Source organism: Haloferax sp. S2CR25, from assembly GCF_031624535.1.
In the GTDB taxonomy this organism is placed as follows: Archaea; Halobacteriota; Halobacteria; order Halobacteriales; family Haloferacaceae; genus Haloferax; species Haloferax massiliensis.
Genome location: NZ_JAMQOO010000005.1, coordinates 81,744 through 96,512, shown reverse-complemented (window position 1 = coordinate 96,512; position 14,769 = coordinate 81,744). Strand labels below are relative to the sequence as shown.

Sequence of the window (14,769 nt, the reverse complement as noted above, 5' to 3'; positions counted from 1 at the left end):
ATTTAGTTCGCTTATCGAGAGTATTACGAAACAGATGCGGGACGGAAACTCCGAACCGACGCCGCTGTCGGCGGGCGGGTACGAGCGACTGCGACGGTCGACCGAGACGTACCGCGAGGACCTCGTGCTTCGTCTCGGCGCGGAAGTCGGCCTCACGCCGGCCGAGATGAGTCGGTTCGAGCCCGCACACGTGACCCAGCGGCGACGCGGAGGAACGGAGCTCTACTTCCTCGCCGTCCCGACCGACGGGCGGGCGGCGTACCTGCCGAACGAGGTCGAACACGACGTTCGGAAGTACGTCACGACGACCGGCATCGACGAGACGGAGCGGGTGCTTCCGGTCACGCCGCGGCGTCTCCAGATGCTCGTGGCGTCGGTCGGAACGCGGGCCGCCGAGGAGACCGGCCGCGAGGAACTGGCGGACGTTTCGACCCGCGACCTGCGTCGGCACTTCGCCCGAACGATGCTCGCCGACGGCGTCCCTCCGAGCGTCGTCATGCGAATCGGTGGATGGGACCGCATCGAGACCCTCGCGCCGCTCCTCGACGAACCGAGCGACGACGAGGTTCTCGATGCGCTCTCGCCGGCCCCCGTCGACGGCGGCGGGCGTGCCGGGGCAGGGAACCCCGACCGACTGCATCGGGTCGTCGAGACCGCGCGAAGCGTGGGGTCGGCACTCTCGGCAGTGAACACCCGAAACGAGGTCGAACAGGCGGTCTGTGACGGACTCGTCGAGTCTGACCAGTACCGTTTCGCTTGGACCGAGTCGGGCGAAACCGACGCGCGAGCGTCGCTCACCGCCGCCGGCATCGACGAGGGGTCGCTCGAAGCGGTCCGTCGGTCGCTCGCCGGTCGAGGCACGGATTTCACCCGGCGTGCGTGCGAGGCCGGGGCCGTCCAGACGGCGCGTCTCGGCTCGTCATCGACCTCGGAGAACGGCCCGTTTGCCGTCGTTCCGCTGGGACACGGCGAAACCGCCTACGGCGCGCTCTACGTCGCCCTCGACGGCGAGGAGGTCACCGACCCCGAGGCGGACGTACTGGCGACGCTGGGTCGTCACGTCGGACAGGCAATCGCCGCCGCCGAGCGCCGGAAGCTACTGCTGGCTGATACGGTCGTCCAATTGGAGTTCGAATCCTCGGACGAGCGGGATGTGCTCGTTCGACTCTCCGCGGACCTCGGCTGTTCGATTCGACTCCGCGGCGTCGTCCCCATCGAGGAGCGGGCGTTGCTGTGTTTCCTCACCGTCCGGGAGGCGGCGACGGACGCGGTGTTCGACGAGTTGCAGTCGTCGGCCGACGTCGAGCACATCCGCCTGATACGGGACCGAGGGACGGAGTCGCTCCTCGAAGTCGCGCTCTCCGCGGGGTCGACGATTACGGCGCTCACCTCCTACGACGGCACCGTCTCGCGGTTCGTCGCGGAGGACGGCGTCGCCCGTTTCGTCGGCGAGTTCTCGAACGAAACGCCGCTGCGAGACGTGCTGTCCGACCTAACCGACGCCTATCCCGCCACCGAACTCGTCGCGAAACAGGAGGTCGAACGGCCCGCGCGGAACACCGCCGACTTCCGGGCGTCGCTCGTGGCGCGACTCACCGACAAGCAACAGTCCGTCCTGCGAGCGGCCTATCTCGCCGGGTATTTCGAGTGGCCTCGCGGCAGTACCGCCGAAGACCTCGCCGATTCGATAGATATCTCGTCGCCGACGCTCCACCAACATCTTCGAACCGCACAGCAGAAACTCATGACCGCGTTCTTCGACGACGACACCGACGAGGAGGCTTCGACCCTAGACCCTTAGGCGTGCGACGCCTTGGCACACAATCGTTCATTATTGAATGATAGTTTACTAAAGAATATCTATAGTAATTCAGACCGACCATATCCGGCTCTGAAGCCTGTGAACGCTCCTAAATACTATCGTGTATAATAGTGCTGTTAATTTTCGATAATTAGTTACCCTACTTATGCCCCTTGTCGAGACTCGTTAGCACGTACTATGGCACAGGGTGACGCTGAACTGGAGGCACGGCTGGCAGAACAAGACGAGTTCGAACCCTCCGAGGAGTTCGTCGCGCAAGCGAACGTCTCGGACCCCGACATCTACGAGGAGTTCGAGGAGAACTGGCCGGACTGCTGGGAGCGGGCGGCCGAGATGCTCGACTGGGACGAAGCGTACGACGAGGTGTTGGACGACTCGAACCCGCCGTTCTACGAGTGGTTCACCGGCGGCGAACTGAACGCCTGTTACAACTGCGTAGACCGCCACGTCGAAAACGGCGACAAGAACCGCGTCGCCATCAAGTGGGAGGGTGAACACGGCGAGACGCGGACGTACACGTATCAGGACCTCTACCGCGAGGTCAACGAGTTCGCGGCCGCGCTCCGCGCGCAGGGCGTCGAGGAGGACGACGTGGTGACGCTCTACATGCCGATGATTCCTGAGCTCCCCGTCGCCATGCTCGCGTGCGCCCGCATCGGCGCGCCCCACAACGTCGTCTTCGCAGGCTTCTCGGCCGACGCGCTGGCGACGCGGATGAACGCCGCTGACTCCCGGTTCCTCGTCACCTGCGACGGTTACTACCGCCGCGGCGACCCGCTCGACCACCTCGACAAGGCCAACGAAGGCCTCGACGGCGTCGACCACGGCGTCGACGCGACGGTCGTCGTCGACCGCCTCGGCGACGACGGCTTCGGCCACGACCTGAAGGGCAACCAGCACGACTGGGACGACCTCCTCGAAGCCCAGAGCGGCGAGCGCGTCGCGCCGGTCGAACGCGACGCCGAGGACATGCTGTTTCTCATGTACACGTCGGGCACGACGGGCCAGCCCAAAGGCGTCAAACACACCACCGGCGGCTATCTCTCCTACGCGACGTGGACTTCCCACGCCGTTCTCGACATCGAGAAGGAAGACACCTACTGGTGTTCGGCCGACATCGGCTGGATTACGGGTCACTCGTACATCGTCTACGGGCCGCTCGCGCTCGGCTCGACGACGGTGATGTACGAGGGGACGCCCGACTTCCCCAACCGCGACCGGATGTGGGAACTCGTCGAGAAGTACGCGGTCGACATCTTCTACACCGCGCCGACGGCGATTCGCGCGTTCATGAAGTGGGGAAGCAAGTTCCCCGAATCGCGGGACCTGTCGAGCCTCCGCCTGCTCGGGACGGTCGGCGAGCCCATCAATCCGCGCGCGTGGAAGTGGTACTACGAACACATCGGTAACGAGGACTGCCCGGTCGTGGACACGTGGTGGCAGACCGAGACCGGCGGGATGATGATAACGACCCTACCGGGCGTGAAAAACATGAAGCCCGGCTCCGCCGGCCCGCCGCTCCCGGGCATCGACGCCCAAATCGTCGACACCGACGGCGACGAGGTAGAGCCCGGCCGCGCGGGCTATCTCACGGTGAACAAGCCGTGGCCGGGGATGCTCCGGACGCTCTACGACAACGACGAGCGCTACGTCTCCGAGTACTGGGCGGAGTACTCCGACACCGACAGCGACGACCCCGACGACTGGGTCTACTTCCCCGAGGACGGCGCGAAAGTGGACGACGACGGCTACGTCACCGTGCTCGGGCGCGTCGACGACGTCATCAACGTCTCGGGCCACCGCCTCGGGACGATGGAGATCGAATCGGCCATCGTCGGCGTCGAGGGCGTCGCCGAGGCCGCCGTCGTCGGCGGCAACCACGAGGTGAAAGGCGAGGCCGTCTACGCCTACGTCATCACCGAAGACGGGTACGAGGAGGGCGAAGACCTCCGGGCGCGAATCATCGAGGGCGTCGAGGACGCCATCGGTCCCATCGCTCGCCCCGAACAGGTCGTGTTCACGCCCGAACTGCCGAAGACGCGCTCGGGCAAAATCATGCGCCGCCTGCTCGAAGACGTGGCGAACGGGGCGGAACTGGGTGACACCTCGACGCTCCGGAACCCGGCGGTCGTCGAGGAAATCGCGGCGAAGGTCCGCGCACAGAGCGACTGAACGGCCCTCACCGGCCGAGCGTATCGAGTGTAATCATCAGCCAGCGAATCTATGTCAAGCCAAACCACCGAGTCAGAAATCGACTCACACGCACCGAACGCCGACCGGAGCACAGCTTCCGACCACGAGGAGATAGACTACCTCTCGCGGGAGGTGAACCTGCTGAAACCGAGTACCCCGTTCATGCGAGACCACCTGAAAGTAATCTGGACCGGTTTCGTCGCGTGGGCGCTTCTCACGTTCGGCCCGCCGGTTCTCACCTACTTCGCACCGGCGACGATGACCGCGGAGCTTCCGGTCATCGGCTTCCCGGCGCACTACTTCCTCGTCGCCGTGTTGTCGCCGACGAGTTCGCTCGTCCTCGCGTTCGTCTACTCGCGCAAGCGCGACCAACTCGACAAGCGCTACGGCATCGACCACACGGCGTCGACGTCGCGCTCGAAGAGTGAGAGCGAGGCCGCCGTCGCCGACGGGGGGAGCGTCGAATGACGCCGAGCGTGTTCCTCCAGTCGGGCGACCTGCTCCCCGAGGCGCTCAACATCTCGTTCAAACTCGTGCCGGCCGTCATGGTCGTCGGGATGTTGGCCCTGTTTCTCGCCATCGGCTACGTGTTCAAAGTCGCCGACACCGAGGGGATGTGGGTCGCCGGCCGGTCCATCGGAAACATCGAGAACGGAATGGCAATCGGCGCGAACTGGATGTCGGCGGCCTCGTACCTCGGATTGGCGGGGCTCGTCGCTCTCGCGGGCTTCTACGGCCTCGCGTTCATCATCGGCTGGACGGCCGGCTACTTCGTCCTGCTCATCTTCCTGGCCGCGCAGATGCGTCGGTTCGGGAAGTACACGGCACCCGACTTCGTCGGCGACCGGTTCAACTCCGATACGGCGCGGGCAATCGGCGCGCTGACGACTATCCTCATCGGCTTCGTCTACTCGGTCGGACAGGCCCGCGGGATGGGCCTCGTCGGACTGTACGTCTTCGGGACCGACTACGTCACGATGGTCGTCGTCATGATGGCGATTACGGTCGGCTACCTGACCATCTCCGGCATGATGGGCGCGACCAAGAACATGGCCGTCCAGTACGTCATCCTCATCGTCGCGTTCCTGACGGCCGTCTACGTCGTCGGGTTCACCGGCGGCTACTCGACCGTCCTCCCGCAGATCGAATACGGCCAGCTCATCGGCGAACTGTCCGCGGAGTTCTCGGAGCCGTTCGCCAACGCGGGGTTCTACCTCTGGATCGCCACGGCGTTCTCGCTCATCTTCGGCACCTGTGGCCTCCCGCACGTGTTGGTGCGGTTCTACACCGTCGAAAACGAGAAGACGGCGCGGCAGTCGACCGTCTGGGGACTGTTTTTCATCCTGCTCCTGTACTGGAGCGCCCCGGCGCTGGCGGCGTTCGGCGTCGACCTCTACGACGCCTCCCAGTACGGCCCGACGTTCGCGGCCAACGGCGGCATGAGCGGCGGTGAGGGCGACCTCATCGTCGTGCTCGCGGCGCAGCTTTCGAACCTGCCGACGTGGTTCGTCGGCCTCGTGGCGGCCGGCGGCATCGCCGCCGCCATCGCGACGACGGCGGGGCTTTTCATCACCGCCTCGTCCGCCGTCTCCCACGACATCTACACCAACATCATCAACCCCGACGCGACCCAGCGTCAGCAGGTGTTCGTCGGCCGGGCGACCATCGTCGCGCTCGGCGTCATCGTGACGATAACCGCGTTCGACCCGCCCGCGCTCGTCGGCGAACTGGTCGCGCTCGCGTTCTCCCTCGCGGCCATCGTGCTGTTCCCGATGTTCTTCCTCGGTCTCTGGTGGGAGAACACCAACCGTCAGGGCGCGCTCGCGGGCATGAGCATCGGCCTCGCGCTCTGGGTCGCCGCGGTGGTCAACGACCTCATCTTCCACTTCAGCGACGCCTTCGCCGAGTTCGTGCCGGCCATCGGCGCGGCGCTCGTCGGCACGCCGCTGGTGTTCGTCGTCACCATCGCCGTCTCGATGGCGACTGACGAGCCGCCCGAGCGAATCAAGAAGATGGTCCGGCAGTGTCACAGCCCGGAACCGATGGGCCAGCAACAGTCCGCAGAAGACGTCGTCATGAGCGCCGACGGGGGCCAGTCCCCCGCGGACGATTAACCAATGTACGAACACATCCTCGTTCCGACTGACGGAAGCGACGCGGCGGAGTACGCCGTCGAACAGGCGGTCGACCTCGCCTCGAAGTACGGCGCGACGGTCCACGCGCTGTACGTCGTCGACGTCGACGCCACCAGCTACTCGCTGGGGACAGAGCAGGTCGACCGCATCCGACAGGGTCGCCTCGACGACATGCCCGAAGTGAAGGAGGCGGCCGACAAGGCGACGGGCTACGTCGCCGACGCCGCCGCCGAACACGGACTGGCCGTCCGCGAACACGTCGTCCCGGGCGAACCGGCGCGAGCCATCAGGAAGTTCGTCGAGGACAACGACATCGACCTCGTCGTGATGGGCTCGCACGGCCGGTCCGGTCTCTCCCGGGTCGTCCTCGGGAGCGTGACCGAACGCGTCCTGCGGCGGACCCGACTTCCGGTGCTCGTCGTCGACGTCCACGAAAAGAAAGCGGAAGCGGAAGCAGAAGCCGAAGCGGAACCGTAACCCATGCACGACACGACCCGCGCGAGGACGAACGCGCCGTCCGCGGCTCCCGACGGGGTGACCCGCCGATGAGCCTCGCGGAGACGATTCGCACCCACGTGCGCGAGCACCGCTCGGGCATGCTGACCGACCTGCTGTTCGCCCTGGCGTGGGTGACGGTCGTTTCGCTCCTGTTCGACGTCGTCGACGGGCCGCAGTGGGCGTTCTACCTCTGTCTGGGTGCGGGCGTCGTCGCGTACTTCGGCTTCTTCGCCTCGGTCGAAGCCGCGCGAGAACAGCGCTGACGCCGGGGTCATTCCCGGACGAGTCACTCCCGGACTATTTTCTCGTCCTGACTCGGGGCGGTTGCGGAGTCGCGCCCGCCGACGCGCTCACTCGCTCGTCGCCGGCGACGGCGGGTCATATGTCGTCAGCGCCGCGCCGACCCTCGCTCCCGCTTCGCCGAGGAGCGCCGACAGGCCGAATCCGAGCAGGCCGACGGTGGCGACCCCGCCGAGCATCATCAGCCACCCCCCGACGACGAACCACGTCGGGCCGGACAGCGCGGTGGCGGCTCCGAACACGGTGGCCAGTATCCAGAGGACGGGGAGGCCGCCGACGAGTCCCGTCCGGACGCCGACGCCGGTCGCCGTTCCGTGCCGTCGCTTCGCCAGCGCACCGACGACGAGTCCGGCGAAGAACACGGCGCTCAGCGACATCGCCGACCGCCCGTCCAGATAGCTCCACGAGACGAACGCCGCCGCGACGAGTCCGCCGGCGAGGCTGTACCGCCGTCGCCACGGGAGTTCGGACGGCGCGCGAAATCTGGTCATACTCCCATTCGTGTCTCTCAACTAATAATTCTGTTCACGAATCGCCGAAAAATCGGGTCGCTTCGGGGCTACTCGTCGCGCTCTCGCCGCCGGTAGGCGATGCCCAGCCCGGCGGCGAGTAGCACGGCGACGACGGCGAGCGTCCATCCGGTGGCGTTGCCGCCGTCGTCGCCGCCGGTCTCATCGCCGTCGGTCTCACCGCTGACGGCCTCGCCGCCGGTAGCCTCGGCGGTCGAGTCGTCGACCGACGCCGCCGTCTCGGTCTCGCCTGCGTCCTCGACGGTGACGCTGCCGACGACCCGGTCGCCGACCGCGAGTTCGTACGTTCCGGCCTCGTCGAACGCGTAGCTGAGCGTGGCCGTCCCGTTCTCGAACGCGCCGAGTTCCACGGTCTGGCCGGCGACGCGCTCGCCGTCGACCAGTAAGTCGAGTTCGTGGGAGCCTCCCGCGCCGCCGAGGTTCGACACGTCGACCGAGAGTTCGACTTCCTCTCCGACCGACACGCTCGTCTCTGTGACCTCCGCGGCGGTCGTCTCGAAGACGGGGACGGTCGAGCCGATGGTGAACCGCGACAGGCCGGGCGAGGTCGCCTCGAAGACGTAGCGCGACTCGGACTCCTCGACGAGGCTCGCGTCGAGCCTGCGCCACTGCGTCTGTTCGTCGCGGTAGAGCGCGACCGACTCCGGGCCGACGCCCGTCGTCTCGAAGTAGTCCTTCCGAACGCTGAACGTGAACGTCACGTCGTCGATGTCGTCGTCCTGTATCGAGTGGTCGACGACGACGTAGCCCGCCGAGGTCGCGCCCGTCTCGCGCCGGAAGCGCTCGCTCGTGGCCTCGTCCTCGGACGCCTCGTACGTCGTGACGCTCAGCGTGAAGTCGTCCTCGCTTCTCACGTTCATCGAGAGCTGTGCGACCGAGATGTTCTCGGCGGCGGTCGACGCCGATTCGTCGGCGCTCGCGGCGTCCCCAGCGCCCCCGGCGGACTCGTTGGTCTCGCTCCCGCCGGCCTCGGCGTCGGTCGCGGGGGGTTCGAGCGGGATGACGACGGGGCGGGTCGTGTCGACGTTCGTCACCGACACGTCCGACCGCTTCGTCGTCCCTTCGCTCGCCGTGTCGACGACGACGTCCGCGTCGTCGTCCGTCTCTTCGGTCGTCTCCGCGGTTCCCCCCGACGAGGAGGAGGATGACGACGACGACGACGACGACGATTCTTCGTTCACGGTGACGGTCATCGTGTCCGAATCGACGTTGCCGGCGGCGTCAGTCACGTTCAGGGTGACGGTGTAGGTGCCGGTCGAGCCGTAGCTGTGGGTCTCGGTGGCGTTCGTCGAGTTCGCGCCGTCGCCGAAGTCCCACTCGTAGCTGTTGAGGACACCGTTGTCGGTCGACCCGCTGGCATCGAACTTGACCGCGTCGCCCTCCGTGACCGACACGTTGTCGCCGGCGTCGGCGGTGGGCGCGGTCGCGTCGGCGACCGTCACGACCAGCGTGTCGGCGTCGGCGTTACCGCCGGTGTCGGTCACGTTCAGCGTGACGTTGTAGGTACCGGGGTCGGCGAACGTGTGACTCGGGGTCGCTCCGGTCGTGTTCGCGGATCCGTCGTCGAAGTCCCACTCGTAGCTGTCGATGGCACCGTTGTCGGTCGAGGCGGAGCCGTCGAACTTGACGTCGGTGTCCTCGTCGACAGTCTGGTTGCTCCCGGCGTCGGCGGTCGGCGCGGTCGTGTCGTTGACGGTCGCGACGAGCGTGTCGAACGCGCTGTTGCCGGCGGTGTCGGTCACGTTCAGGGTGACGGTGTAGGTGCCGGGGTCTGCGAACGCGTGGGTGGCGTTTTCGCCCGTCGCGTTCGCGGAGCCGTCGCCGAAGTCCCACTCGTAGGTCGCGACTCCCGAGGCGTCGGTCGCCGTCGCGTTGAACTCGGCGGTGGTATCCTCGTCGACGGTCTGGTTCGCGCCCGCGTCTGCGGTGGGCGCGGTCGCGTCGGCGACCGTCACGACCAGCGTGTCGGCGTCGGCGTTACCGCCGGTGTCGGTCACGTTCAGCGTGACGTTGTAGGTACCGGGGTCGGCGAACGTGTGACTCGGGGTCGCTCCGGTCGCGTTCGCGGAGCCGTCGTCGAAGTCCCACTCGTAGCTGTCGATGACGCCGTTGTCGGTCGAGGCGGAGCCGTCGAAGTCGACGGCGGTGTCCTCGTCGACGGTCTGGTTCGCGCCCGCGTCTGCGGTGGGTGCGGTCGTGTCGTTGACGGTCACGACCAGCGTGTCGGTTCCCTCGTTCCCCGCCGCGTCGCTGGCGGTGAACGTCGCCGTGTAGGTGCCGGGGTCTGCGAAGGTGTGAGTGGCGTTTTTGCCGGTCACGTTCGCGGAGCCGTCGCCGAAGTCCCACGAGGTGCTCGTGACGCCGACGGCGTCGGTCGCCGTCGCGTTGAAGTCGAGCGCCACGTCCTCGTCAACGGTGGCGTTCGCCCCCGCGTCGACGGCGGGCGCGACCGTGTCGATAGTGACGCTGTCGGACTCGCTTGCGGCCCCATCCTGCCCGTCGGCGTTCTCCGCGGTGTCGACCGTGACGGTGTAGGTGCCGTCGCTTCCGGTCTCGTACGGCGACGCGAGCGTGTACGTGTACGGCTCGCTCCCCGATTCCGTGAAGTCGGCCTCGGTGAACGCCGTCGAACTCGGGCCGGCGACCGAGACGGAGATGTTCGTCAGAGCCTGCGACGAGTCGAACGACACGGAAAGGTTCTGTCCCGTGGGATTGGTCGCGTTGACCGCCGAGACGGTCGGTGCCGGCTCCGCGAGCGCGTGGAACTGACTGCCGCTGCCGTAGTAGAGATAGCCGTTCCACGCGAGCGGCGTCGCGTAGAGGCTGCTCGCTGGCGAGTTGTACGACCACAGTTCCGTCCCGTCGGTCGCGTTGAACGCGCGAACGGTCGAGTCACCGAAATCCGTGATGTAGAGCACGTCGCCCGCGACGACCGGCGCGCCGCGGAAGTCGCTCCCCGACGCGTTCCAGAGTCTGCTTCCGTCGGCGGCGTCGAGCGCGACGAGTTCGCCGCCGCGGCTCCCGGCGTAGACGACGCCGTCGGCGTACACCTGACTCGAATCCACGTCGCCCGCCATCGAGTAGTTCCAGCGCTTGGTGCCGTCGGTCGCGTTGATGGCGTACACGCTTCCGTCCCCGCTTGTTTCGCCCATCGTGCTGTCGCTCCCGACGAACACCGTGTCGTTCGCGACCGTCGGGTCCGACTGGCTCTCGTCGAGGAGCGTGTAGTTCCAGAGTTTCGCCCCGGTGGTGGCGTTCAGCGCGGTCAGGTTCCTGTCGCCACCCGACACGTAGACGACGCCGTCGACGACCGCGGGGTTCGACTCCACCAGCACCGGCTGGTACATCGTGTAGTACCAGAGCTCTTCGCCGGTGTCGGCGTCGACCGCGGTCAGGTTCCCGTCGTTGCTTCCGAAGTAGACGACGCCGTCGACGACCGCGGGGGCCGACCGGACGTTCGTCTGCGTCTGGTAGTTCCAGATTTCGGTGCCGTCGGTCGCGTTTATCGCGTGTAGCTTGTAGTCGTTGCTTCCGAGGTAGAGGACGCCGTTGGCGTAGGCCGGTGTGGTCCACGTCGACCCGTCGAGGCCGCCGGGCGTCGCGTTCCACTTCACCTCTCCCGTTTCGGGATCTAACGCGTAGAGTTCGCCGCCGTCGTGGAAGGCGGTGTAGAGCGTGTCGCCCACGATGGTCGGTTGCATCACCTGCGGGGCGGTGTCGGAGACGTTCCAGACTTCCACGGGTTCGGTGAGCGGCCCCTCCTGGTTCGGGTAGTTCCCGAGGTTGCCCGGCCCGCCGTGGAACTTCGCGTTGGCCGCCTCGACGGTCACGGTCTGTGCGGCGAGCCCGCCGGCGGCGACGTCGTAGGTCCCCGCCCCCCAGAGCGTCTTCGTGAACGTGAGCTGTTGGCTTTCGCTCGCGTTCAGCGTCCCGGTTTGATACGCCACGACTGCGCCGTCGACGGTGAGCGTCGTGTTGTACGGTTGCTGTGACGCCCCGGTGTTTTCGACGGTGACGTTCACGGTGACGGCGCTTCCCTCGTAGAGCGTCGTCGGCGTCACCGAGAGATTCGAATGCGCGATGTCCGCGCCGTTCGTGACCGCCGCCGCGCCGACCGGCACCCACGCGACGAGCGAAATCACCGTCATCAACGCCAACACGAGTGTGCTCACCCGCTGTCGCGTTATTCCGCGCCTTCCCGTCATCGACTGTTCGCCTCTCCGTCCGTCCTGCTGTGGCCCCTGGGTCCCTTAAATTCCATATTACTGCCAAATACGGATTCACGTCCGATAATTGGTCGATACAGACTAACGGGGATATTGTATAACGATGCCGAATAAAATCTGAATTCTGAATACAAATATTTCAAACTATAGTTCCGAATCCAATTTTGTTGTGTTAAATACTCACCCGACTATATGTGAAAAAATTTCACAAATTCTAGAATTTGTGGCTTTGAGGGTTGATTCGGGGTATTTAGATAAATCTTCTCAGTCGCCTCTAAATTCAATATTGCTATTTTCATTCAATACTTACTGGTGAGGAAGTTATCAAAACAAATATTTTGAATGGTGGACTCACGTCAGTCTGCTCACTCAACGCATTGTTCGTTGAGACGACGACAGCGATGAGAGCGGCGACAGCGAACGACGCTGTGCTCACGGCTCACGGGTCGCCGCTGGTCCCTTCGTCCGGTAGGAGCGTCGAAACGAGGAGCACGAGCAACACGAAAAGCGCGAGGAGAAACAGCGTCTCCCGCTGTGCCTGCACTATCGCGGCGTCGAACACGTCGGCCAGCAGTTCTCGTTGCGCCGGTGTGAGGCCGGCGAGAAACGCCCGTTGGGTCTCTTCGGTCGCCGTCTCGGCGGCGTTTTCCAGCGCGAGGACGAGCGCCCCTCGCTCGCTCGCCGACACGCCCGCGTCGATGGCGGTCAACACGCCGTCGACGACGCCGCCGTAAAAGCGCCCGAGCAGGTACGCGCCCACGATGGCGGTCCCGAACGAGTAGCCGAGCATCATCGTCGCGTTCAACAGGCCGGACGCCGCCGCCGAGTCCCGCCGTTCGACGGCCGAGAGCGTCATGTCGATGAGCTGTGCCATCACGAGGCCGAGTCCGAGACCGATGAGCGCCATCGGCGCGGCGAGCTGTGCGACCGTCGCGTCCAGCGCCGTCTGCGACGCGAGCGCGAGCACGCCGAGTCCCGTGAGGACGATGCCGCCCTGAATCAGCAGTTTCGGCGCGACGAACCGCCGCCAGCCGGTCGTGAAGATGGACGCGACGAACGTCGCGAGGGAGAACGGAAGCATCGCGACGCCGGTCTCGAACGCGGTGTAGCCGGCCCCGGACTGGAGGAAGACCGGGACGACGAAGATGAAGCCCGCGAGGACCAACGACCGCGCGGCGTTCGTGACGACGCCGGCGGTGAACTGCCCGTTCGACAGGAGCCGGACCGGGACGAGCGGCGACCCGCCCTCGCGCTCGACGCGGCGCTCGTACTGGACGAAGCCCGCGAAGACGACGGCCCCGAAGCCGACGAGCCAGAGGGTCGGAGACGCGCCGAGCAGGTCCAACTGCACGTCGCCGACGACGAATGGTCGGCGGGCCAACAGCCAGCCGTACCGCCCGGCCAAGAGGACGCCGGCGACGAGGGCGGTCGTCCCCACCACCGAGAGGAGCGTGCCGCCGACGTCCAGTTTCGTCGGCGTCTCGCTCAGGGGCTCCTCGGGGAGATACCTGACGAACGCGAGCGCGACGAGGACGATTAGCACCTCGATGCCGAACCCCCATCGCCAGCTCGCGAACGTCGTGACCGCGCCGCCGAGCAGCGGTCCGAACGCGGCACCCGCGGCGTTCACGCCGGCGAGGATACCGAGGGCTTTCGCCCGGTCTGCGCCCTCGTAGCTGACGAGGAGGACGGTGAACGTAAGCGGGAGCAACACGGCGGCGGCGGCCCCCTCTACGACCGACCAGCCGACGTAGAGCACGGCGACGTTCCAACTCAGCGCCGCCAGCGTCGTCCCGACCCCGTACACGAGGAGCGTCGCGGTCATCAGCCGTCGAACCCCGTACATCGACGACAGCTTGCCGCCGGGGAGAATCAGCGCCGCCATGACCATCGCGTAGAACGAAATCGCGCCCTGAACGACCGTGACGGTCGTGTCGAGGTCGGCGACGATGGACGGAATCGCGACGTTCATCAGCGTCGAGTCGATGACCCCGATGAACATCGCGAGACTCACCGCCACGGCCGGCCCCCAGTACGCCAGCCCGCTCGCCGAGTCGGTCACTACCGTGCCCTCTCCGAGGGTGTGAGCGTTCGCGTCTGCGTCCATCCCTGTTGATATCACGTCCTGTTCGATAAACCCTGCTGACGGCGGGCGTGGCCCGTCTTCCGGTCGGTTCGGCTCAGCCGTGCGACGACCCGGTGTCGAGCGACTCGCCGCAGTACGGGCACCATTCGACCCGCTTTCCTCCGGGCCGTCCTCGGTCGGTCGTCCGTGTCTCTTCGGTCTCCTGCGCCCGTTCTCCCGCCCGCTCCGCGAAGAACCCCGCGGCCAAGATGCTCGACGGGAGCGCGAAGAAGGCGACGCCGCCGAGCATGGTCGCAGCGCCGAGCAGACGCCCGAGCGGCGTCACGGGAACCACGTCGCCGTAGCCGACCGTGGTGAGCGTCACGACGCCCCACCAGAGCGTCTCCGGAATCGACGAGAACGCGTCCGGTTGGACGCTTCCCTCGACGAAGTACATGAGCGTCGACGAGACGAGGACCAACATCCCGGCCCCGCTGAACGCGACCCCGAGGTCGTCGCGCTGTGCGTCGAGGACTCGCTTGAACCGCCGCCGGGAGCGTCTGAACCACGAGAGGTTCAGCACGCGAGCCAACCACAAGACGCGGAACAGCCCCGACTCGAACAGCCGTATCTCGAAGAGGAGTCCGGTCCAGAACGTCGCGATGACGAAACAGTCGACGACCGAGATGGGGTCGCGGACGAACGCGAACCGACTCCGTCCGGCGTCGGGAGCGGCCGAGCCGGCGGCCCAGAGCCGGACGACGTACAGGCACGTGAACAGCGCGATGGACGCGACGAGCAGGCCGTCGAAGTAGGCTCCGAACCGCTCGTACAGCGACTCGACCGTCGAGAGGACGACGGCGACGACGTTCGCCGACGCGAGGACGAACACGAGGCGCTCGAACCGTTCGCCCCAGCGGTTCTCGGAATCCGGGTCGACCACCGTCCACACCTGGTCTCTGGACGTCTGCGCCATGCCACAGTATCGCCGCCGAGTCAT

General features: G+C 66.3%; 10 protein-coding genes. 6 read left to right on the top strand and 4 right to left on the bottom strand.

All coding sequences use genetic code 11. From position 1 onward, the window contains the following. The first annotated feature begins 34 nt into the window (after positions 1–34). The 6 genes from NDI65_RS13330 (at position 35) to NDI65_RS13305 (ending at position 6,911) form a co-directional block, all read left to right on the top strand. Positions 35–1,801: a bacterio-opsin activator domain-containing protein gene (locus NDI65_RS13330; RefSeq protein ID WP_089781056.1), complete on the top strand. Its 1,767-nt coding sequence runs from the start codon at positions 35–37 to the stop codon at positions 1,799–1,801. A gap of 198 nt (positions 1,802–1,999) precedes the next feature. Next, positions 2,000–3,994: an acetate--CoA ligase gene (gene acs, locus NDI65_RS13325; RefSeq protein ID WP_310893731.1), complete on the top strand. Its 1,995-nt coding sequence runs from the start codon at positions 2,000–2,002 to the stop codon at positions 3,992–3,994. 51 nt (positions 3,995–4,045) lie between these two features. Further along, entirely contained in the window at positions 4,046–4,483 is a 438-nt protein-coding gene (locus tag NDI65_RS13320) for a DUF4212 domain-containing protein (protein WP_310893730.1), read from the top strand. Next, entirely contained in the window at positions 4,480–6,129 is a 1,650-nt protein-coding gene (locus NDI65_RS13315; protein WP_042661936.1) for a VC_2705 family sodium/solute symporter, read from the top strand. The genes NDI65_RS13320 and NDI65_RS13315 overlap by 4 nt, the downstream gene beginning before the upstream one ends. 3 nt (positions 6,130–6,132) lie before the next feature. Further along, positions 6,133–6,627 (top strand): universal stress protein, encoded by a 495-nt coding sequence (locus NDI65_RS13310; RefSeq protein ID WP_089781048.1) that lies wholly within the window; start codon positions 6,133–6,135, stop codon positions 6,625–6,627. Between the two features lie 68 nt (positions 6,628–6,695). After that, on the top strand, positions 6,696–6,911 hold the full coding sequence (locus NDI65_RS13305; protein ID WP_042661938.1) for a hypothetical protein: 216 nt from the start codon (positions 6,696–6,698) through the stop codon (positions 6,909–6,911). 87 nt (positions 6,912–6,998) lie between these two features. Here the strand turns inward: NDI65_RS13305 and NDI65_RS13300 are convergent, their stop codons facing one another. The 4 genes from NDI65_RS13300 to NDI65_RS13285 form a co-directional block, all read right to left on the bottom strand. Next, positions 6,999–7,439, bottom strand: coding sequence for a DUF5518 domain-containing protein (locus NDI65_RS13300; RefSeq protein WP_042661939.1), 441 nt, complete (start codon positions 7,437–7,439; stop codon positions 6,999–7,001). A 68-nt stretch (positions 7,440–7,507) separates the two neighbouring features. Next, positions 7,508–11,626, bottom strand: coding sequence for a PKD domain-containing protein (locus NDI65_RS13295; RefSeq protein ID WP_310893729.1), 4,119 nt, complete (start codon positions 11,624–11,626; stop codon positions 7,508–7,510). 517 nt (positions 11,627–12,143) lie between these two features. Continuing rightward, positions 12,144–13,811, bottom strand: a complete 1,668-nt coding sequence (locus tag NDI65_RS13290) for an MFS transporter (protein ID WP_310893728.1) — start codon at positions 13,809–13,811, stop codon at positions 12,144–12,146. A 73-nt stretch (positions 13,812–13,884) separates the two neighbouring features. Beyond that, positions 13,885–14,745, bottom strand: coding sequence for an ion transporter (locus NDI65_RS13285; protein WP_089781042.1), 861 nt, complete (start codon positions 14,743–14,745; stop codon positions 13,885–13,887). Between the last annotated feature and the right edge of the window lie 24 nt (positions 14,746–14,769).